The sequence below is a fragment of the Candidatus Omnitrophota bacterium genome, assembly GCA_013791745.1.
Lineage (GTDB): Bacteria > CG03 > CG03 > CG03 > CG03 > CG03.
The window spans coordinates 1-19279 of sequence record VMTH01000158.1 but is presented as its reverse complement, the minus strand read 5'-3'; the positions used below and the strand labels follow the sequence as shown (position 1 = coordinate 19279).

Sequence of the window (19279 nt, the reverse complement as noted above, 5' to 3'; positions counted from 1 at the left end):
GAGCCACATTAAAAAATTTAAATGGCTCCGGAATTAAACAGGTCCCCGAAAAGCGACTTTAGGGCAATATAGGCCGCGGACATCTATCGAAAAAGACATTTTCGGGAATCAGTGTTTAACTGATTGACGCCCGGGTAGCTCAGCTGGTAGAGCAGCTCACTCGTAATGAGCAGGTCAGCGGTTCGATTCCGCTCTCGGGCTTTTTAATGTTACGATCAATGGGGACGGTTCCTATTGAAAAACCATCCTCATTAAAAAAATGATCCGCTCACTTTATATTCATCTGCCCTTCTGCCGCAGGCGATGCTCCTACTGCGATTTCTATTCACAGACGGATCTTTCTCTCAAGGCCGCCTATATCCGGGCGCTGGAAAAGGACGCTCTTTATTTCAAAGCCCTTTGCGGAAAGATCAAAACCCTCTATATCGGCGGGGGGACGCCTTCCGTCTTCACGAGCGAAGAATTCACGCTTATCTTTGACATTCTGAGACGGCATTTCAGCTTTGCCGAAAACCGCGAAACGACGGTGGAGCTGAATCCGCGCTCGGCGACAAAAGAGCTTTTGGCCTTTCTGCGCGACAACGGCGTAAACCGTCTTTCCATCGGGATACAGTTCCTTGACGCGGCGCTTTTGAAAAAAGCCCGAAGAGAACATTCGCCGGAGGATGCGGAAAAACTTTTCCGCTACGCCCGTAAGGCCGGATTCGACAACATCAACACGGACATCATCTACGCCTTCCCCGGACAGGATGAAAAAACCTTCGCCCGAACACTTAAAAAAACAATAGCCCTTTCCCCGGAACACATCTCGGCCTATATTTACACGCCCCCCTCCGGAAGGCCGAATATCCTGAAAGAAACGCCGCCGGAAGATAGAATAACAGAGTCCATGTACGGAACGCTATGCGGGGAATTGAAAAAAGCCGGATACGGGCATTATGAAATATCCAGCTTCGCCCGGCGGGGAATGGAATCCTCCCACAACCTCAACTACTGGAAAGGCCGGTCATGGGCAGGACTTGGCGCGGGGGCGGTCTCGTCCTGCGGGAACAGGCGCCTCACCGGAGCGGAGATGACAGACTATTTGCTTAATCCCGCGAAAAAATCAGAAGAAAAATTAACTAAGGAAAAAATCCATTTTGAGAGGAAGTTCCTCGCTCTCCGGACGCTTGAAGGCGTTCCCTACAGAAAAAAACATGATAAATACATAGCCCGCGGCTGGCTGAAAAAAACCGCCGCTAAGACGGTCTTCACCGAAAAAGGCTGGCTGATCTCAAATTCCGTCATCGCCGAACTCTGATTTATATCTGATCGCCGGGCGAAAGGCGACGGCCAAGGACAAATTCCCATCCGCTCATCCGTTTTTTACCGGCGGGCTGAACCGAAGTGATCAGAAGCGCGCCCGACGCGCAGTTGACCGAGAAGCCGTTGTCCTTCTCAAGAGAAAGCACTGTTCCCGGAGCGCCGGAAACAGCTTTTTCAAGGAACCGCGCCTCTTTGATAATGACGCTTTCGCCGCGAATAATCGATGTGATATTGATTTTTCCCGAAAAAGCCAAAACCTTTCTGTATATCAGCTCCGCGCTGTCTTTTCTGAAATCCGCCAGACCGTCTTTTTTTTCAAGTCTCCGGGCAACGCTGGCTAACCCCTCTTGAGGAGAAGGCCTGAAAGCCGGTTCCTCTATCAAACGGATACTTTCTCTTATGACATCAGGGGAAGCTTTTGCCAGACGGCTGTAAAGCGAGAGCGCGGACTCGCCCGCGGCGATATCAAAACTTTTCGAGTTTATCATATCTCCCGCATCGAGCTCCCTGCATATTTTAAAAACCGTGATCCCCGTTCTTTTTTCGCCGTTGAAAACAGCCCACTCGATAGGCGCGGCGCCCCTGTATGCGGGCAGAAGAGAAAAATGTATATTAACGGCGCCGAGCTCCGGCACGGCGAGAAAATCTTCCGAAAATATCCGGCCGAATGAAACGACGACAAACAGATCGGGATGAAAACTTTTCAGTTCTTCTATGAACTCCCGGGAATTGACATCTCCGGGGCAGAGATTTTGAATCCCTGAAAGCGGGGGAACTTCCGTTCCGGGGCCGGTGACAACAGCCGGCACGACGCCGCCGGCATCAACCAGAACGCGGGGAAGAGTCCGGATAAAATCATCAGATGTGGAAAAAAGAATGATTCTCATTATCCGAGCGCCTTATTTCCGTCCGGCTTTGAGTCTTCTAAGAGCTTTGCAGATAAAAATTTTTCTGTAGACCGGTATTCTGTCCGTGAAGAGAATACCGTCCAGATGGTCTATTTCGTGCTGAAGGACGCGTGCCTCCATACCGCCGGCCTCGATTATACGCTCATTGCCGTCAATATCCATGGCTCTCACCCTGACGAACGCGGGCCTTTTCACATTTTCAAAGATTCCGGGAATACTGAGGCAGCCTTCCTTTATACGGGCTTTTCCCGACGATGCCTCTATGACGGGATTAACGACACAGATAAGATCCTCCTCTCTGCCGGTCGTGTTGATCACCGCCGCCCGCAGAGCTATCCCCACCTGAGGGGCGGCGAGACCTATGCCGGAGTTTTCGGCCATGGTCTCAGCCAGATCGCGCAGCATATTTCTCACGAGCTCACCCACATTCTTTATCTCCTCCGCGAGCTCCCTCAAAACCGGCGCGCCGTATATTGTTATTTGCTCTACCATGAGTTGTTCAGATAAACGCCCCAGCCGCCGAGCGAGCCCAGCGAAAAATTTATGCCGTAGCTCGTTCCCGGGTAGGTGTAAAACTTGACCCCCAGAATAAAATTCAGCTTCAACGCATCGTCGGAAAAAACGCCGTCGCTCAATCTCACATATTTGAGTTCCGGCCCGAAATAAGGCATTACTTTATTGATTTCTTTGGAAAAGAGGGCGTGCAGAGAGGCGAGTGAAACCGCGCGGTTGTCAAAATTCCTGGCATAAACCACCTCTCCCCCCGTCATAAGGGTCGGGGTTATTATGCTGTCTTCCACAAACACATAAGAAAATTCAGCGCCGATCGCGCCCAGCGATAGAGAAGACGGTTCAAAAACATTCTCTCTTCCGACCTTTATGCCGTAGAGATAAGGAAAGGAATATTTCCGGACTCTGACAAAATATTTACCGCTCCTGAAATCATTGCCGAAAGCGCTCCTTGAATAATTCTCCCATTGCATGACAATCCCTGCCTGTATGGGTGAAAGGTTGGTTTCGCAGGAAGGCGAAAGGGGGTCCTGCGCGAAAGAGCGGCTCGCAAACACAAGCGCCGGCAGCGCGTATCTGATGAGTTTTTGTATTTTTGACATTCTGTTTTTATCCTTTAAATTGCATAATTGTTTTCCACAGACGGCGCGTTCATTCCCGGACAAGCCCGGCAGCCGCCTGACGCGTCCGGGCCTATGGGAAATTTATACAAACTTGCTTTGACGCTGTCAATAAAAACGGGAACAGGGGTTGGCTTCGATACTTACTTGAGCCTGTTTTGACGGGATTTGCTATAATAAAACTTCGTATTGGGGGAAAAATGGCAAAAATAACTTTTACCGAGGAAGATCACAGTTATCGCGACGAGAACGGCAATGACTATATAAGCGTCACACAGCTGATCTCACAGAATTTTGAGCCGTTTGACGCCGAAACAATAGCTGACCGAGTTAGACGATACCGCAACAGCAGATATTACGGCTGGACCAAAGACGAGGTGCTGACTTTCTGGGATAAAATAACGCAGACCGGCTGCGAGGTACATTCTTCCATAGAAAATTATATCAAGCACCGCAAAAAGCCGGAAGATGAAAGCATGCTGGCCGCCGTCAATCAGTTCTCCGCGTTAAATTTTAAAGGAGAGCTCATGTCGGAAACGATCGTGCACGACGAAGAACTTCTTGTAGCCGGCACAATAGACATAATCGAAAAACAATCCGACCGCTATGTTATTTGGGACATCAAAACGGGCCGGAAGATGAATTCCGGCAAACTTGAGAAATATTCCATCCAGCTGGAATTTTACAGGCACATGCTGTCAAAAATGGAAGACGCGCCCGTTGAAATCGGCGGCATCATCTGGCTGGAAGATTTTATCAATAAACAGACTGATACAAAATTGAAAATAGCGAAAACGCTCAATGCCGAAGAGGCCGCGAGGACGCTGATGACTAAGCGCCTCCAAGAACTCCGGTCCTGCTGTTAACGGGATTTTTTTCAGGCCCGGAAGGACTTGAACCTTCAACCTCCGGTTTTGGAGACCGGCGCACTAGCCAGTTGTGCTACGGGCCTAAACTTTCGCCTGCTTGTGCACTGTGTGCTTTTTGCAGGTTGAGCAATATTTTTTTAACTCAAGCTTTTCGGCGCCTTTCTTTTTCTTGTTCTTCCTGAAAAAATAATTCTTCATTTTGCATTCGGAACAGCGCAAAGCTATCGTCATTAGATCTACAGCCATTTTACCTCTTTTTTTCTCTTCAACTTATTCAAAAAATATTAAGCCTGGGACGGGAATTGAACCCGTGACCTCGTCCTTACCAAGGAAGTGCTCTACCAACTGAGCTACCCAGGCGACAGGAACTTTCAGTCCGCCTGCGGCGGGCTTTCAGTTTCGATTCCCTTTTAAAAAAGCGGGAGATGGGAATCGAACCCACACTTCCAGCTTGGAAGGCTGGAGCACTACCACTATGCAACTCCCGCAAAATTTTTAGACATGGAGGGCTTGGCTAGCTCCGGGTCTATATTTTGGACAGGGGTGGATTCGAACCACCGTAGCCCGATGGACGACAGATTTACAGTCTGTTGGATTTAACCGCTCTCCCACCTGTCCGTCAAAGCACTTATATTCGCAATTAAATGTTTTTTTGTCAATTGTCCGTCGCTTCTTCCTTGAGACGCTTTTCTATGTTATACTGAACGCCATGAAAGATTTTGAAATAACGGCAAAATGCGGGCAAGCGAGGGCTGGAAAGCTCATCACGCCGCACGGTGTGATCGAAACGCCGGTGTTCATGCCCGTGGGCACTCAGGCGAGCATAAAAGGCGTGCCGCATGACATGCTCAACTGCCCCGTCATCCTTTCAAACGCTTATTATCTCTATCTGAAACCCGGACTCGAAATACTGAAAAATTCCGGCGGCCTGCACAAATTCATGAACTGGAACAATTCCATCCTCACCGATTCCGGCGGCTTTCAGATATTCTCACTCTCCTCGCTTTTCAAAATAAGGAAAAATGGCGTGGAATTCCGCTCAAAGTTCGACGGCAGCAAACATTTCCTGACCCCCGAAGAAGCCGTTTCATTCCAGTTTGATATAGGAAGCGATATTGTGATGTCCCTGGACAGGTGTATGAAATACCCTTCCCACCGCGCAGATATCGCACGCGCGGTGGAGACGACCTGCTCATGGGCGGAAAAAGGCCTGAACGCCTCAAATCGTTATGAGACCGGACAGAAACTCTTCGCCATAACACAGGGGGGCACATTTTCGGATCTCAGGAGAGAATGTACTGAAAGACTCACCGAACTCCCTTTTTTCGGCTTTGCCATCGGCGGCCTCGGCGTGGGAGAACCTCTCACGCTGCGGCAGCAGCATCTCGCCGAGAACCTTGAAATGCTCCCGGAAGCGAAGCCCCGCTATGTCATGGGGATGGGCCCGGCCCCTGAGATATGGGACACGGTGGAGATGGGCGCGGACATGATGGACTGTGTTCTGCCGACGAGAAACGGAAGAAACGCCCAGGCCTTCACATTCTCCGGCAAGATGAATCTACGTAACAGCGCCTTCAAGAACGACCCCCGCCCCATAGACCCCGAATGCGCCTGCCACGCATGTTCAAGGTATTCGCGCAGCTACATACACCATCTTTTCAATGTCAGGGAAATGCTCGCCCAGACACTGACTTCTTTACACAACATATCTTTTATGATAGACTTGATGCGGCTTATCCGAGAATCCATAAAGAAAGGGACCTTCCCGGAAGAAAAGAAAAAATTCATGAAAAATTGGAAGGGGGAAAATTAATGTTTTTTGAGACTTTGTTATACGCCGGTACCACCGCGAAACAGCCCGGATTACAGGATTTTATGCCGCTGATATTCATATTCGTTATTTTCTATTTCCTTCTGATACGGCCCCAGCAGAAACAGGCGAAAGAACATCTGAAGATGCTCGGCGCCCTCAAGAAAGGGAATAAAATCGTCACATCCGGCGGGATCATCGGGATAATTGAGAGCATAGAAGAAAAAGAAATAGTCATCAGCACCGGAAGCAACACCAACATGCGACTGACAAAAAACTCCGTCAGCTCCATCTATCCGGCCGCTGGGATAAAAAAATGACAACTTGAAATATGCCCCGTAACTTACAATACAAAATAATCTTCATCCTCTGCGTCATAGCCGCTGCGGTTTATTATCTTGTACCGTCTTTCAGAGTATATTCTAAAAAAACGGATTTTTACGAGGCGGCGGATCAGAAAATACTGCGCCTCGGCCTGGATCTTCAGGGCGGCGTGAGGCTCCTGCTTGAAGTTGAAACCGAAGGGGTGCCGAAAGATGACAGAGAGGATATTGTGCCGCGGGCTCTTGAGATCATACGCAACAGAATAGACCAGTTCGGCGTTTCCGAACCCCTCATAGTCAGACAGGGAGAAAAATGGATAGTCGTGCAGCTGCCCGGGATCAAAGATCCGCAGAAAGCGATTGACATCGTCGGCAGAACAGCTCTTCTTGAATTCAAACTCGTTGACGACAAAGCGTTAGATACCGAAAATATCCCCCGGGGCTTTGAGCTTCTTGAGAGAAAATCCGGCGGCTCCATAATAGTGCAAAGCAGCGCGGCGATAACCGGCGCGGCTCTCAAAAACGCGCGCGTGGCCATAGGAGGAGACTATAACCTCCCCTATATAGAACTTGAATTCACAAAAGAAGGCGCCTCGGAATTCGCCGCCATCACCGGAGCGAACATAAACAGGCAGCTGGCCATCGTGCTCGACAACGTCGTGCAGTCCGCCCCGTCAATAAGAAGCCGCATCCCCGACGGTAAAGCCATAATAGAAGGAATGTTCTCAATGGAAGAGGCCAGATATCTGGCGATCGTGCTTCGGGCCGGGGCTCTTCCGGCTCCGGTTAAAATAATAGAGAACAGGACAATAGGCCCTTCACTCGGCAGTGATTCCATCAAAAAGGGAGCGATGGCGGCGGCTATAGGATTTCTGGCCGTGTGCCTTTTTATGCCGCTTTATTACAAGAATGCCGGGCTTCTCGCTGACATAGCGCTTCTTATGAATTTCCTGATAATTTCAGCCGTGATGGTGATAGCGGGAGCGACGCTCACACTCCCCGGGATCGCCGGCCTTGTGCTCACGATAGGAATGGCCGTTGACGCCAATGTGCTCATATTCTCAAGGATAAGGGAAGAAATAGCCGACGGGAAAACGCCGCTTGTCGCGATAGATTCGGGTTATGAAAAAGCTTTCAGCACTATTCTCGATGCCAATATAACAACGCTTATAGCCGCGGCTTTTCTGTTTCAGTTCGGCTCCGGCCCCATCAAGGGCTTCGCTGTAACGCTGAGCCTGGGAATAATGGCCAGCATGTTCACGGCGATATTCGTCACCCACACCATTTGGGACGCGATGTTATTCGGTAAGAACATAGAAAAGGTCTCCATATGAGAAAAGAAATAAATTTCATAGGGATGAGCAAGGGCGCTTTTGCCTTATCGGCGCTGCTCGTGCTCTTCGCCGCGGCAAGTCTCATAAGAGGCGTGAACTGGGGAATAGATTTCACGGGCGGAACCGTAGCCCAGATAAAATTTGAACAGCTCTCGGATATCGCCTCACTCCGCCAGGCATTTTCCGCGCACTCCCCCGTGATACAGGAATTCCCGGGAGCGAAAACCTTCATCCTCAAATTCTCCCAATCGGAAGAAATAACCAACGCCTCCATCGCCGAAAAACTGAAGGCTGAATACCCTGACAATCCCTCGGAAATAGAACGCTTTGAGATGGTCGGGCCGGTCGTCGGAGAATTCCTGAAACAAGCCGCCATCTACGCTTTCGGCGGGGCGCTCCTCGGCATAATCCTTTATGTCGCCCTCAGATTCAGGGGCTCCATCTGGGGCCTCGCGGCGGTAATAGCCATTATACACGATGTCATCATCACTTTCGGCATACTCGCGGCCCTCGGAATAAGCGTGGATCTGATAGTCGTAACATCTCTTCTTTTCATCGCCGGGTATTCCGTGAACGACACCATTGTCATTTACGACAGGCTCCGCGAAAACTTAAGAAAAGCCCAGCGGCAGAAGACATCCTCTGTTTTCAACAGCTCAATAACGCAAACCCTCTCCCGCACCCTTATCACATCGCTGACCACAGCGGTCGTGGTCGTGGCCCTTTTTATTTTCGGGGGGGAAATAATCCACAGCTTCTCATTGTCGCTGCTGATAGGCATCATCGTGGGAACATACTCTTCTATCTTCGTGGCGAGCCCGCTCGTATATTACAAACTGGAAAAATAATCTACCCTCACCAAAGTATCGCCAATCAGGCCGAAAAATATTTTAGAGCGATATAGGAAAATTTAGGAGAAAAAATCGCTAAGAAATTCCGCTTGTTTGAGACCCGGTTTTAAGCCGGGGCGAGTTGCGGAATTTTAGATTTTTTATCCGTTAAAAATTTTTCGTCTAGCGAAAAAATGTTTTTTGGCCTGTCGAGCGATTAATGTCGCGGTCGGATAGCGTTGATGAAAAGTATTTTCCAGCAGGAATTGCGCAGAACAGACAAATCGTCGCCCTTCACGGCATTCTCAAAATCCCTGTAGGCGGGAATTCCCGAATGCTTCGCGGGAAGAGCTTTTTCCTGAAGCTCAAAACTCCTCTTTCTGAGATCCGGCAGATTCTCCCTCTCCGCAATAATGCTGTAAGCGGCGGCTTTCGCCGACAGTAAGGCGGGATAGGCCGGATATTCAAAAGCTTCTTCAAAGGCCGCCGCGGCCGCGTGCGGGGAGCCTTCAAAAAGCGGCGCCGCTCCGCCGGCAAGAACGCGGGATGTGTGAAACATCATAAGAGAAAGCGCGGCCGCGATAACAAACAGGATTTTAAAAACAGCGGAACACACTTTCTCCTGCTTTAGGGGAATCCCTGTTCTCTTTTGCGTAAGGCCTATAATGAAAGCCGCCAGCATACCGTGGGCGGTAATATGATACGACAGATCCAGCGCTCCTAAGAGCAAAACCGCATAAACCGCAAAATCATATTTGCCTCCCATTCTGTTTTTCAAAACAGCCCGCAGGGCCAAAGCCGCGGGGATGAGACAGAGTATCCCGCCTTCAGCGATGATCTGTAAAAGGAAACTGTGGACAAAAAGCGTGTTCTGCGCCGCGGTAGCGGGCAGATAATATTTGGACGCGAAAAACCCTATCCCCGTGGGATTTTCCGCGAAGATCTTCAGCGCTTCTCTCCACCAGAAAAATCTGTCAGAGGCCGATGGAAAATTCAGGGCCAGCGCCATGAGCGCGAACAACGGTATGAGGGTCAGGTATTTCCTCTTTCCCGCGAGTATCCCGGCGCTGGCCAGCACCAGGAGAACCACCCATGAAGCGTTAAGAATAATAAAAAAAAGCGCGAGCGCCCCAAGAATATATTTTAATTTTCGGGTGAAGGGAACGAGCATGAGAAGAACAAACAGAAGGCCCGTATAAGATGAAATGATATTGGGGTTAACGCCTGAGGCGGACATAAAAGGCATGAGAGCTAAAGCCGCCAGCGGAACGGCCGTCACTTTTTGCGTGGCCTCTGTTCCCGCGATAAAAAATGCCGCGTAAAGAAGGCTCTGCAAAACAAAAAGAAAACTGTCGAAAGACGCCGGGGAGCGCGCGGAAACAAAAACGCCGGCAAGAATAAAAATCAGTAGCCAGGCGGTGCCGTCGTGAACTCTGTGTTTTTTCAACGCGAAAGGCAAAACGATAAACAGCGACGCGGAAACAGCCCACAGGTCATAAATAAAAAAAAGCGCCGGTGCTGCCGCAATTAAAAGGAGTAGTATTACCACTGAGCGGAACGGGATTTATGCATGTAACTGTATATCCCCGCTCCTATAAACACTGTCAGCGCTGCGGCGATCGGAAAAAACAAGTTGCTGAATTTTTCCACGCTGAGACTGATAACGAGCATACCGCAGAGCGCAATGATGAAAAAATGGACAATGAGCCGCAAAATCCACGGGGTTTTCTTTTTTTTATTGAATGTTTCAGTTTCCGGAATTGTCAGGAGCGCCGTTGCCGATATTTTTTTGATGCATTTGGAATATATGTCCCTGCCGGGATACTGCCTGAGCTTTTCGTGATAATATTTTGATAGGATGTCCATGTGATTGAGATAATGGCTGAGAAATATCAGATCGTCATGCGCCTGCTCAAAAGTATGATCTTCCGTTATAAGTTCAAACAATTTTTTTTCGGCCCTGAAAAGCAGCGGCTTGATCTTTTCCTTCTGCCCCTGCTTGATGAGAGATTTGATATAGCCGAGTTTCGCCAGCTTATCAGCGGGGTTCTGCTTGAGTATCCTGAGATAGAATTCAGCGGCCTCTACATACATGCCCGCTTCGCGCAGGACCTTGGCCTCCTGAATCTGAGCGGCGTCCATCAGATTGTTAACCGGAACGCCATTCAGTCAAGAATGATGGGTTTAAGAAAAACAAGGAGCTCCACTCTGTCTTTTGACGACTGGTGCCTTTTAAAAAGATAACCCAGTATGGGGAGATCCCCTAAAATAGGCATTTGCTCCACAGCCTCAAGATCTTTCTCGTTTATAAGTCCGCCGATAACAACCGTTTCATTGCTTTTCACCATAACCGTCGTATTGGCTTCCCTTGTTGTTATGATGGGACCGGCGGTGGACATCTGATAGGAGCTCACCTTCGGCTTCACCTCGAGCGTGACATACTCGTCGGAATGTATTGTGGGCGTCACATCAAGCTGAATTCCGACATTCGTGAACTCGGTGGTCTGTGTGGAGCCGGCCGCGGAGACTGTCGTTTGAGCGTACGGCACCTGGTCGCCGGAAAGTATGGAGGCTTGCACATTATTCATGGTCACGATCTTAGGCGTTGCCAGGGTCTTGGCTTTTCCCTTCTGCTGAAGAGCTTCTATCAGAGCGCTGAACTGATTTGAGTTTATAAGGCCTCCCACTGCCAGAGAAAGCCCTATCGACGTCGTGTTAAGGGCAGGCAGGCCGCTTGTGCCGGGCGTCGCGGCGGGACTGTTCTGCACGGCCCCTTTCACCAGATTGTTGGCGTCTTTATTGTACGCATTAAACCCGCTGGACTGCCAGGCTATACCTAAATTAAGGCCGTCAGAATATCCCACTTCCATAATGGACGCCTCTATCAGCACCTGCCTGGGCTTGACATCAAAGATGCTTATGAGCTCCTGATATTTGGTAATCCCCTCGGGAGTGGTCGTGAGCACAATGCTGTTTGTGAGCGGGTCCTCGCCTATCGTGGCCGCGATACCCTCCACCTTAATAGCCGTAAGCTGCGTTTTTATGTCTGCCGCCCTGGTGTATTTTAGCGGCAGCACTCTCGTGAACTGAACGGAGCGGGAACGCTCATCTTTGAGCGCCGCAGGCGTGATGATCCTTATTATGTTCTCCGCTTCCTTTTCAACCACAAGGCCGGACATTTTAAGTATTATTCTCAGGGCGTCATCAAAAGTGACATCTTTCAGTTTGAGCGTCACATTTGACTGCACATCGGAGCCGTATATAATATTGATACCCGTCTGCTCCGAGACGGCTCTCAATATCGTCCTTATGTCTGTCTGATAAAAATTCACGGATATGATTTTTTTGCTTATCTGAAGAACGCCGCCATGGGTAGTCATTTCGCCCATGGGCTCGACAGGGGTATCGGCAGCTTCGGGAGCGACGGTTTCCCCGGTCTCTTTGATCTCCTTCACCTTGCTCTTGTGGTCCGGCGTGGGCACATTGCGTTCAATAGCGCTCTTCGCGGCGGATTTTTTCTGCTGTATCATCGAGGGTATTTTAACAACGGCTTTGCCGGATTTGGACGAAATGGAAACAAGTATCTGATCGCCTGCGGAGAGAGCGTCATAATAGACTTCATCCGTCGGAAGGTCAAAAACTATACGCGCGATTTTTATTGGCGCGTCTTTATACTGCCCTACTCTTACTTTCTTAATAAAACAGTCTTTAACATCAATCTCTTTTTTCTCCGCTTCCACCATTGTGCTCGTGAATTCTATCACCAGCCTCGGAGGATTGGATATTTTAAACAGATAATAATTCGCCGGAGCGGTCATATCAACCGCGACAGACAGCGTATCCGCGGACTCGGCTTTAACGCTCACATTTGTGATTTTCTCAAATTCCTGAGAAAAAACAAAAGACGAAGTCAAAACAAGCGCTGACAAAACAACGCCGGAGCGCATCGCGAAGTTCCTGAAAAACCTGTTGTTTATACTGTGCATCATTTACGGCCTCCCCATTATTTTTTTCAGCTTATTGAGCTCTTCAACCGTGTACTCTCTCCAACCGTTGAGATTATTTCTCCGCGGTTTCGGGAACATCGTTTTCTGCTCATATTTAATCAGGGTCTGCTTGGATATTCCCAGCGAAGCCGCCACTTCCCCTGCATTTAAATACTTTTTTTCCACCATGCTTCCCCCTCGACTTTCAATCGACCACAAAACACTTTCAATACATGTTAATACTATTTTGTGGGTTTGTCAAGGGTATACGCAGAATTCTAATTATTCCAGTTTAGCCGGAAGGTCGTCTTCCGGTAATTTAAGCTCTTTCATCGTGGTGCCTGATATTATTATAATTCTGTTGTCAAATACAGTGCCTGTCACGGCGGGAACCCTTTTGCCCTCTACATCGTAGAGCCATCCGCTTTTCAGTATATAACTGCCACCGGATGCGTCGGACATCAAAGCGTACCTGACTCCGGAAGAATCGGTCATTATGCCCGACAGTCTGAAACCGGCCGCATCGGCGGAAACTGAATCGGCGTCTGACACCGCCCGGGCCGAGCCGCCCCCTATCATGAAAAAAGGATTCCTGTTTTTATATCCCTGGTAAACATATTTCTCCGGCTTTTCAACTTCAGGAATCGGGGCTTCCTGAACTTTGACCGCGGGACGCGGCGGGGGCGAGGCCGCTTTTTTCTTTTTACCGCAGGAAATACACAAAAAGCAGACCAAGCAGATGACCACACGGCGCGACGCCGTGAATTCTGATATCTTCAGCATAATATCATTCCTTATATGTGTAGACCACCAGAGTGAAACTGACGCTCATATCATTCCCCGTTTCGCTTGACGACGGGGTGATCTTCACATCTTTCACAGTCATGATCCTCTCTCTCTGGCATATATCAACAAAGAATTGAGCCGCCTTATGATAACTGGAATTCACCACAAAACTGTATGTGTGTTCCTTATAATACTGCTTGGGAATCACAGAACTGATCCGCCAGTTGTCTATCTCTATGCCGTGCTTTGAGCCTATCTTGGTTATGCTTCTTATCAGTTCCGGCAGTTCTTCGGATTTGGGCAGCTGTTTCTCCGCCTCCGCGACTTTTGTTTTCAGAACCTCGTAATCGGCCTCGAGCTGAGCCATCCGGGCGACTTTCTTCTTGATGCCCTCTATTTTACTGTTCGTATCCTCAATTTGCTTGGTGAGGTCGTTTATCTGCTTCCCCTGCGGCATATAGGCTTTCTTATAGAACATGAAAAGCCCCACGACGGCCAGCACGGCCAGCAGGACTTTCTGTTCTTTCGGGATGGGTTGAGCTTCAGCCATTTATTTTTTACTCCTTTCAGGAATATAAAGACAGGTGACAGACATGCTCCGCGGAGCTGTCGCGGCGGAAGAAGTGGCTCCGGCGGAAGAAAAACCGCTGACGGTGACTTCTGTAAAACGCGGAGACTTTTCAAGATTGGTGAGCAGATCCGCCACGGAATAATTATCCGCGGCCTCGACTATAAAAGCGAATTTGATGCCTTTGCCCGTTGATGTGGTGGAAAAAGTGTTTATTTTAGCGTTGGCCGGCAAAAACTCACTTAGCGTGATCACCTCCATCATCACGGGGTAATCCAGCCGCGACTCGATAAGGCTGGTTATGATACTGAGCTGATTCTCAAGGCGCGTTTTCTCGGCTTCGATCTTCTGTACCTTAGCCAGATCCGCGTCATATCTTTTAAGTTCCGCCTGAACCGTCTTCAGCTCACCCCTGAGAGCCGTTATTTTCGCGACCCTGAGGAGATAAATGCCTATGAACACCACAACAACCAGCGCGCCGGCGGCCACCGCCAGTATCATCCTGCGCTGCGCGATGGCTTTTTTTTCTATCTCCTGCGGCAGCAGGTTTATTTTTATCATTACACCGCCCGTATCGCCGAAGAATCTCCGGCCTTTCTAAGCGCCAGCCCGATCGCGACAGCGTATGCGGAAGCGTTTTTCAGCAGCTCGGGGTCATCCGGATGCTCTATAAAATCAAGCGGGTTGAACACTTCCACGGGTATATCCATCTGCCTGTTAAGATACTTGTCCAGGTTCTTGAGCATCGCCCCGCCGCCCGAAAGCACTATCTTACTTATTTCTTCCGAAGAACCTGATATGGTGTTGAAATAATCTATGGACCTCTGCATTTCCACGTGCAGCTGTTCGTCAACTCCCTGAATCAGCGCCGATGTCACCTGCTCGGCGGTTTCCGCGTCGGACATTGTTTCCATTTCCGACGACGGCACTATTCCATACTGCCTTTTCAGGGCCTCGGCCTGCGAAAAATCGCTCGCGAAGGTGTTCATAACAAGATTGGTGAGGCCGTTTCCGCTGAAAGGAATATCCCTGACAACGCGTACCGTGCCGTGTTCGGCGATAGACAGCGTGGTCATTGACGCCCCCAGATTGAGGAACATGGTGTTGCTCTCGGCGAAATCCGGATAACAGTGTTCGTACACATTGTTAACGCAGAAGCCGTCCACATCTATCACAAGAGGATCGATGCCTATTCTTTTCATCATATTTATGCGCATATCCACAATGTCTTTTTTTGCGGCCACAAGTATGGCTTCCATTTTGGGCTGGCCCTCTTCCTCAATATCCTTTATTATTTCGGTGGACAGATAAACATCAGTTATGTCAAAGGGAATGAACTCCTCGGCTTCAAAACGCAGGCTTTTCGCGAGTTCGTCATTGGCCATCTTCGGAAATTTTACATATCTGACAATAACGAAATTACCCATGACGGACACGGCGCCCACGCCGGACTTGACCGCTTTGGAATTCAGAAAAGCTTTGACCGACTTAACGGTGGAATCTATCTCGTCCTCCGTGATCTCGGCGCCGGCGGCCGCTGATGATACGGGTATCATACCGTAGAGTTCCAGCGCGTATTTATCACCGGCCTTTTTGAGTTTCGCTATCTTGACCGACGACCGGCCGAAATCAACGCCTATCACATCACCGCCCTTGTGAATCGCGGTGAGCTTTCCGATTATTGCTTTTATATCAATTGGCATAGCGTTCATTATACCATTTGAAAAAAACTTGTCAATTGCCCAAACCTCATCTTATCATGCCCCCCGAAGCTATTATCTTCATGGCGACTTCCGTTCCGAATCCGGCGTCCTCGACCTCCGAGACCGGGATCATGCAGAAAAAACCGCTGGTGGGATTGGGCGTCGTCGGGACAAAAAGCGAATAATGCCGGACGCCGCCGATGACGGTTTCACCCGTCACAAAAGCCAGCGTCTTGACACCCTTTCTCGGATAATCTATCCTCACGACTTTGCGGAAAGCCGATCTTTCCGACGCCATGGCATGGACGATCTGCTTGATGATGACATATATACGGTTGATGACCGGCGCCCTGAGAAACACTTTCTCCGCGAAAAGCAAAATTGTTCTTCCGAAAATATTTGAAGCCGCCGTGCCCAAAAGCCACAGGAGAATAATCGCCGTCAGGAAACTGAGAGCGTAAGTGGCCCCTGACGGCCAGCGCTCAAGAAAAGGCACTTTAAGAAGAAAGGGCACCATCGGCGCCGTCAAACGCGCTATAACTTTGATCATGAAAGCGAAAACATAAAGAGTGACCGCTATGGGGGCGAGAATTATCATCCCCATTATCACCTTTTTTTTGAAACTTTTAAACATTGAAACTATCGTTTTCTTCCGGCCAGAAACGCCCCCAATTGCTTTTTACAAAACCGGCCGCCGCCTTCCGCAGCGCCTCGGCTTTCGCCAACTCCTCAGATAGAAAGGTCTCCAGCACCCAGTCTCTCGCACCCGAAAAATCAAAAACGGGCGGGCCTATACCCAGCCGGAGCCTGGGAAATTTTTCAGTGCCCGCTTCTTCTATCACCGAATCAAGGCCCTTGTGCCCCCCGGAAGAACCGTTTATCCTGTAACGCATCTTTCCCAGATCCATATTAAAGTCGTCACAGATCACCAGCACATCATCCGCGGGGATTTTTAATTTCTTGACAGCCTCTTTGAAAGCCAGCCCTGATTCGTTCATATATATTTTCCCCTCGACGAGAGCTTTGCCCCCCCGCACATATATATCCGCGAACGCGCCTTTGAAAACGAGCGGCATTTTCCCTTTCAGGGAAAGCGCCGCCTCTTTCCCTATATTGTGTCTTGTGCCGTCGTATGAAGCGGGGTTGCCCAGACCGAAAACAGCCAGCACGATCTCACTTCTTGTCGGCGGTTTTTTTAACTTCCTCAGCCGACGTTTCTTTGCCCTCTTTGGCTTCTTTACCCTTTTTCTCCACAACGGGTGCAGCTTCGGCCTCAGCCTCAGGAGCGGCAGCTTCTTCTTCCTTTCTCGGAACCTGTATGCTGATGCAGATTGAATCACCCGGCGTCAGCACCGTGATACCTTCGGGAATGTGCAGTTGCGACACTTTCAGAACATCTCCCATATTCAACTGTGATACATCAACCTTTATGGAATGAGGAATCTTTGCCGGGATCGTTCTGATATCAATTTCTCTTGTTATAAAATCAAGAATGCCACCCTCTTTAACGCCCCTGCACGCACCCTCAAGTTCCAGGGGAACGGTGATATCAAGCTCTTTCTTGGCTTCTATTTTCATGAAATCAACATGATTCACCCTGTCGCTGAGGACATCATAGGAAACGTCTTTGATAACGGCTGTTATCTTTTTTTTACTGTCGTTGAGAGTGAGCACGGAGGTTTTTGAGTGTTTTATTATACCCGATATCTCTTTCTCATCCACCCACACGGCTTCAGGTTTAAAATCTACGCCGTATATGATCGCGGGCGTCTTTTTATCTTTTCTAAGCTGCTTGAGAAGGGATTTCTTCCCTGTCTCGCGCCCGTTTACCACCACCTGAAGTTCCATGTCTATCCTCCTGTACTCGGGGCCGGTCCGCCCTTTTCAGGACAGCCCGGCCCCTCTCTAAATTTAATTTCCCGCTATCAGAACTTGAAGTTCATCTGCAGGTTCACTTTGTCTATGTCGTCCGTGCCGAAAGCTTTATCGGTCATAAGGCGCGCCACGACAAGCTCCATGCTGAGATTTTCTGAATGCTCATATGTGGCTTTCAAATCAATCTCATTGCCGATTTTCTTCGTTCCGGCGACAAGCTCATTCCTCTTCAGAATAAGATAATCAGCCGAGGCTTTCACTTTGTCATTGACGTCATAGTCCGCGCCAACATTCACCACGCTGAGGTTGGCTATACCCACGCCGCCGAGTATGGCGGTCTCTGTCGTGTTGCCCCAAATTTCACCATATCTCAAATCCGATTCAGCAGTAAAAAGGGTATTATCAGATGATGTATCCTGACCTGAACCGTTTGCGATTTCAGCTCTCACGCCCACGCTTGCGACTTTTGCCGAAGCGCCCACAATCATGGCGTTGCCTTTGTAATCCACATCCGTTGCACCGGTTTCATCCGTTCCGCCGTTCATGGCATATTCGGCTTTCACATTCACACCGCTGACATCGGCTGATGCCTTGATGCCGTAAAGAAGAAGTGTGTTTGAATCATGATTACCAGCAGCAAGGTTATCAACCTTTTTGTAAGCATAAAATTTACCCGAAACCATGTCCGCTATTTTTGATACGGGGCTCAAAACAAGACCCTGCAAATCAGTATCTCTATCTTGCGCATTCCCCACTTCAATTTCTTTCGCATCAAGATACTCAACATTAATTCCGGCAATCTCCGCCGTGGCAAGATAACCGTCAACGGCTACAATACCAAGATTATAATCATACGACGGCCCCTTATACATACTAAGAGCATTTCTCTCACCGTAGAACATTCTGCCGACTTTCAGGTCGATAAGGTCAAGAAGTTTCTGAACCTTTATGTAAGCGTTTGTCACGTTTGTGGCCCACTGTGCGTTACCAAGATTCTGATCATTGCCGTTGTTGTCACCGAACTTCTGATCGTTCTTTGTAAGAACGACTCTCGCGTCCATGTCATCGGCAAGCTGCATGTCCATGTTAATCATTGTCCTGACGCTGGACTCACTCCTATAATCATCTGTAGCAGCACTGCCGGTTGCTTCGTTGTTGACCGACACCTTGTTCACCGTCACCTCTCCCGACAGCTTCAATCCATCAAGCACGGACGCAGCGGTCGCCAAAGAAGACAGCGCGAACATCGCCATCACCACTAAACTAAAAAATTTCTTCATCTTCATCTCCTCCTTCTACTACTCCAACATTCTTTCGGCACCACCATCTGATGCCAAAGCATTTAATGTATCAAATCTACCAAAACTTGACAATAGCCTGTCAATATCCCGAAGCAGGCCGAGCCTGTTGTCTCTTAAAGATTCGTCCCTGTCCATCACCAGTATCTTCTCAAAAAACAGATCAAGAGGTTCTTTAACTGTCACAAGGCTCATCAAAGCCTGCTTGTATTTTTTTTCGTTCATATAAGATTCTATTTCCGAGCGCAAAGACGAGGCAATATCAAAAAGCTTCTTTTCCTCAGCCTCCGCGAGCAATTCCTTGTTTACGGCAGCGGGCTCTATTTTGAGCTTCTCCGCCTGCTTCAATATATTCCTTATGCGCTTTGCGGCCTCGGCAATACGGGAAAATGCCTCTTCCTGTTTTCCCCGGGCTTCGCTTATCGCCCTTGACAAAGAGCGGGCCTCTTTTGGAATATCAAATTTGGTCTCGGTCATATTGGCGACATCTGCGGGAATGCCTTCTTTAATAAGATAGAGCTTGAATCTTTCCTTCAGGAACACATAGAGCTCTT

Annotated in this window: 23 protein-coding genes and 5 tRNA genes; 7 read left to right on the top strand and 21 right to left on the bottom strand. The window is 49.1% G+C overall.

The genetic code is table 11. From position 1 onward, the window contains the following. Nucleotides 1–128: 128 nt before the first annotated feature. Together FP827_07790 and hemW are read left to right on the top strand one after the other, a co-directional pair. Nucleotides 129–201, top strand: a tRNA-Thr gene (locus FP827_07790). Between the two features lie 58 nt (nucleotides 202–259). Next, the gene (hemW, locus tag FP827_07785) at nucleotides 260–1300 is read left to right on the top strand and encodes a radical SAM family heme chaperone HemW (GenBank protein ID MBA3052964.1); all 1041 of its coding nucleotides are present in this window, start codon (nucleotides 260–262) and stop codon (nucleotides 1298–1300) included. Between the two features lies 1 nt (nucleotide 1301). On the opposite strand, the gene FP827_07780 is transcribed toward hemW, so the two are convergent. The 3 genes from FP827_07780 to FP827_07770 are packed head-to-tail and all read right to left on the bottom strand — an operon-like array spanning nucleotide 1302 to nucleotide 3325. After that, nucleotides 1302–2192: a methionyl-tRNA formyltransferase gene (locus tag FP827_07780; protein ID MBA3052963.1), complete on the bottom strand. Its 891-nt coding sequence runs from the start codon at nucleotides 2190–2192 to the stop codon at nucleotides 1302–1304. Between the two features lie 12 nt (nucleotides 2193–2204). After that, complete coding sequence (def, locus tag FP827_07775; GenBank protein MBA3052962.1) at nucleotides 2205–2705, bottom strand: peptide deformylase; 501 nt, start codon at nucleotides 2703–2705, stop codon at nucleotides 2205–2207. After that, entirely contained in the window at nucleotides 2699–3325 is a 627-nt protein-coding gene (locus tag FP827_07770) for a hypothetical protein (protein MBA3052961.1), read from the bottom strand. The genes def and FP827_07770 overlap by 7 nt, the downstream gene beginning before the upstream one ends. Nucleotides 3326–3543: 218 nt before the next feature. On the opposite strand from FP827_07770, the gene FP827_07765 reads away from it, so the two are divergent. Continuing rightward, on the top strand, nucleotides 3544–4209 hold the full coding sequence (locus FP827_07765) for a PD-(D/E)XK nuclease family protein (protein MBA3052960.1): 666 nt from the start codon (nucleotides 3544–3546) through the stop codon (nucleotides 4207–4209). A 12-nt stretch (nucleotides 4210–4221) separates the two neighbouring features. On the opposite strand, the gene FP827_07760 is transcribed toward FP827_07765, so the two are convergent. From FP827_07760 to FP827_07740, 5 genes are all read right to left on the bottom strand, one after another. Then, nucleotides 4222–4295: transfer RNA gene (locus tag FP827_07760), tRNA-Trp, on the bottom strand. Next, nucleotides 4294–4458 (bottom strand): 50S ribosomal protein L33, encoded by a 165-nt coding sequence (gene rpmG / locus FP827_07755; GenBank protein MBA3052959.1) that lies wholly within the window; start codon nucleotides 4456–4458, stop codon nucleotides 4294–4296. Before rpmG ends, FP827_07760 begins: the two co-directional genes overlap by 2 nt. Nucleotides 4459–4499: 41 nt before the next feature. Further along, nucleotides 4500–4572: transfer RNA gene (locus tag FP827_07750), tRNA-Thr, on the bottom strand. A 57-nt stretch (nucleotides 4573–4629) separates the two neighbouring features. Further along, a tRNA-Gly gene (locus tag FP827_07745) sits at nucleotides 4630–4700 on the bottom strand. A gap of 46 nt (nucleotides 4701–4746) precedes the next feature. Next, nucleotides 4747–4830 (bottom strand) — tRNA-Tyr (locus FP827_07740). A 91-nt stretch (nucleotides 4831–4921) separates the two neighbouring features. Between FP827_07740 and tgt the strand changes: the two genes are divergently transcribed. The 4 genes from tgt to secF are packed head-to-tail and all read left to right on the top strand — an operon-like array spanning nucleotide 4922 to nucleotide 8527. Next, entirely contained in the window at nucleotides 4922–6025 is a 1104-nt protein-coding gene (gene tgt, locus FP827_07735) for a tRNA guanosine(34) transglycosylase Tgt (protein MBA3052958.1), read from the top strand. Further along, nucleotides 6025–6342, top strand: coding sequence for a preprotein translocase subunit YajC (gene yajC, locus FP827_07730; GenBank protein MBA3052957.1), 318 nt, complete (start codon nucleotides 6025–6027; stop codon nucleotides 6340–6342). Before tgt ends, yajC begins: the two co-directional genes overlap by 1 nt. An 11-nt stretch (nucleotides 6343–6353) precedes the next feature. Beyond that, nucleotides 6354–7679 carry a protein translocase subunit SecD gene (gene secD / locus FP827_07725; protein MBA3052956.1) on the top strand — a complete coding sequence of 442 codons (1326 nt, stop codon included), beginning with the start codon at nucleotides 6354–6356 and terminating at the stop codon, nucleotides 7677–7679. Next, nucleotides 7676–8527, top strand: coding sequence for a protein translocase subunit SecF (gene secF, locus FP827_07720; GenBank protein MBA3052955.1), 852 nt, complete (start codon nucleotides 7676–7678; stop codon nucleotides 8525–8527). The genes secD and secF overlap by 4 nt, the downstream gene beginning before the upstream one ends. Nucleotides 8528–8726: 199 nt before the next feature. On the opposite strand, the gene FP827_07715 is transcribed toward secF, so the two are convergent. The 13 genes from FP827_07715 to FP827_07655 form a co-directional block, all read right to left on the bottom strand. Beyond that, nucleotides 8727–10058, bottom strand: a complete 1332-nt coding sequence (locus tag FP827_07715) for an O-antigen ligase family protein (protein MBA3052954.1) — start codon at nucleotides 10056–10058, stop codon at nucleotides 8727–8729. Continuing rightward, complete coding sequence (locus FP827_07710; GenBank protein ID MBA3052953.1) at nucleotides 10052–10651, bottom strand: hypothetical protein; 600 nt, start codon at nucleotides 10649–10651, stop codon at nucleotides 10052–10054. The genes FP827_07715 and FP827_07710 overlap by 7 nt, the downstream gene beginning before the upstream one ends. Nucleotides 10652–10674: 23 nt before the next feature. Next, entirely contained in the window at nucleotides 10675–12498 is a 1824-nt protein-coding gene (locus FP827_07705) for an AMIN domain-containing protein (GenBank protein ID MBA3052952.1), read from the bottom strand. Beyond that, nucleotides 12499–12684 carry a MerR family transcriptional regulator gene (locus tag FP827_07700; GenBank protein ID MBA3052951.1) on the bottom strand — a complete coding sequence of 62 codons (186 nt, stop codon included), beginning with the start codon at nucleotides 12682–12684 and terminating at the stop codon, nucleotides 12499–12501. A gap of 93 nt (nucleotides 12685–12777) precedes the next feature. Beyond that, nucleotides 12778–13278 (bottom strand): pilus assembly protein PilP, encoded by a 501-nt coding sequence (locus tag FP827_07695; protein ID MBA3052950.1) that lies wholly within the window; start codon nucleotides 13276–13278, stop codon nucleotides 12778–12780. A gap of 4 nt (nucleotides 13279–13282) precedes the next feature. After that, nucleotides 13283–13831: a hypothetical protein gene (locus tag FP827_07690; protein MBA3052949.1), complete on the bottom strand. Its 549-nt coding sequence runs from the start codon at nucleotides 13829–13831 to the stop codon at nucleotides 13283–13285. After that, nucleotides 13832–14410, bottom strand: a complete 579-nt coding sequence (locus FP827_07685; GenBank protein ID MBA3052948.1) for a hypothetical protein — start codon at nucleotides 14408–14410, stop codon at nucleotides 13832–13834. Next, nucleotides 14410–15561 (bottom strand): type IV pilus assembly protein PilM, encoded by a 1152-nt coding sequence (gene pilM, locus FP827_07680; GenBank protein ID MBA3052947.1) that lies wholly within the window; start codon nucleotides 15559–15561, stop codon nucleotides 14410–14412. The genes FP827_07685 and pilM overlap by 1 nt, the downstream gene beginning before the upstream one ends. A gap of 37 nt (nucleotides 15562–15598) precedes the next feature. Further along, nucleotides 15599–16186 carry a DUF502 domain-containing protein gene (locus FP827_07675; GenBank protein ID MBA3052946.1) on the bottom strand — a complete coding sequence of 196 codons (588 nt, stop codon included), beginning with the start codon at nucleotides 16184–16186 and terminating at the stop codon, nucleotides 15599–15601. Continuing rightward, nucleotides 16179–16892, bottom strand: a complete 714-nt coding sequence (locus FP827_07670; protein MBA3052945.1) for a peptidyl-tRNA hydrolase — start codon at nucleotides 16890–16892, stop codon at nucleotides 16179–16181. The genes FP827_07675 and FP827_07670 overlap by 8 nt, the downstream gene beginning before the upstream one ends. Beyond that, on the bottom strand, nucleotides 16726–17400 hold the full coding sequence (locus tag FP827_07665; GenBank protein MBA3052944.1) for a 50S ribosomal protein L25: 675 nt from the start codon (nucleotides 17398–17400) through the stop codon (nucleotides 16726–16728). Before FP827_07665 ends, FP827_07670 begins: the two co-directional genes overlap by 167 nt. Before the next feature lie 77 nt (nucleotides 17401–17477). Beyond that, the gene (locus FP827_07660; GenBank protein MBA3052943.1) at nucleotides 17478–18713 is read right to left on the bottom strand and encodes a porin; all 1236 of its coding nucleotides are present in this window, start codon (nucleotides 18711–18713) and stop codon (nucleotides 17478–17480) included. Nucleotides 18714–18725: 12 nt separating this feature from the next. After that, the coding region (locus FP827_07655) for a hypothetical protein (GenBank protein MBA3052942.1) at nucleotides 18726–19279 on the bottom strand (554 nt) is incomplete at its 5' end.

Excerpts from the sequence above, each read along its gene's own strand:
- hemW (MBA3052964.1), top strand. The coding sequence starts at position 260 with ATGATCCGCTCACTTTATATTCATCTGCCCTTCTGCCGCAGGCGATGC.
- tgt (MBA3052958.1), top strand. The coding sequence starts at position 4,922 with ATGAAAGATTTTGAAATAACGGCAAAATGCGGGCAAGCGAGGGCTGGA.
- secD (MBA3052956.1), top strand. The coding sequence starts at position 6,354 with ATGCCCCGTAACTTACAATACAAAATAATCTTCATCCTCTGCGTCATA.
- def (MBA3052962.1), bottom strand. The coding sequence starts at position 2,705 with ATGGTAGAGCAAATAACAATATACGGCGCGCCGGTTTTGAGGGAGCTC.
- yajC (MBA3052957.1), top strand. The coding sequence starts at position 6,025 with ATGTTTTTTGAGACTTTGTTATACGCCGGTACCACCGCGAAACAGCCC.
- FP827_07770 (MBA3052961.1), bottom strand. The coding sequence starts at position 3,325 with ATGTCAAAAATACAAAAACTCATCAGATACGCGCTGCCGGCGCTTGTG.
- FP827_07705 (MBA3052952.1), bottom strand. The coding sequence starts at position 12,498 with ATGATGCACAGTATAAACAACAGGTTTTTCAGGAACTTCGCGATGCGC.
- FP827_07665 (MBA3052944.1), bottom strand. The coding sequence starts at position 17,400 with ATGGAACTTCAGGTGGTGGTAAACGGGCGCGAGACAGGGAAGAAATCC.
- FP827_07710 (MBA3052953.1), bottom strand. The coding sequence starts at position 10,651 with ATGGACGCCGCTCAGATTCAGGAGGCCAAGGTCCTGCGCGAAGCGGGC.
- FP827_07690 (MBA3052949.1), bottom strand. The coding sequence starts at position 13,831 with ATGGCTGAAGCTCAACCCATCCCGAAAGAACAGAAAGTCCTGCTGGCC.
- FP827_07685 (MBA3052948.1), bottom strand. The coding sequence starts at position 14,410 with ATGATAAAAATAAACCTGCTGCCGCAGGAGATAGAAAAAAAAGCCATC.
- FP827_07700 (MBA3052951.1), bottom strand. The coding sequence starts at position 12,684 with ATGGTGGAAAAAAAGTATTTAAATGCAGGGGAAGTGGCGGCTTCGCTG.
- FP827_07695 (MBA3052950.1), bottom strand. The coding sequence starts at position 13,278 with ATGCTGAAGATATCAGAATTCACGGCGTCGCGCCGTGTGGTCATCTGC.
- FP827_07660 (MBA3052943.1), bottom strand. The coding sequence starts at position 18,713 with ATGAAGATGAAGAAATTTTTTAGTTTAGTGGTGATGGCGATGTTCGCG.
- FP827_07675 (MBA3052946.1), bottom strand. The coding sequence starts at position 16,186 with ATGTTTAAAAGTTTCAAAAAAAAGGTGATAATGGGGATGATAATTCTC.
- pilM (MBA3052947.1), bottom strand. The coding sequence starts at position 15,561 with ATGAACGCTATGCCAATTGATATAAAAGCAATAATCGGAAAGCTCACC.
- rpmG (MBA3052959.1), bottom strand. The coding sequence starts at position 4,458 with ATGGCTGTAGATCTAATGACGATAGCTTTGCGCTGTTCCGAATGCAAA.
- FP827_07765 (MBA3052960.1), top strand. The coding sequence starts at position 3,544 with ATGGCAAAAATAACTTTTACCGAGGAAGATCACAGTTATCGCGACGAG.
- FP827_07780 (MBA3052963.1), bottom strand. The coding sequence starts at position 2,192 with ATGAGAATCATTCTTTTTTCCACATCTGATGATTTTATCCGGACTCTT.
- secF (MBA3052955.1), top strand. The coding sequence starts at position 7,676 with ATGAGAAAAGAAATAAATTTCATAGGGATGAGCAAGGGCGCTTTTGCC.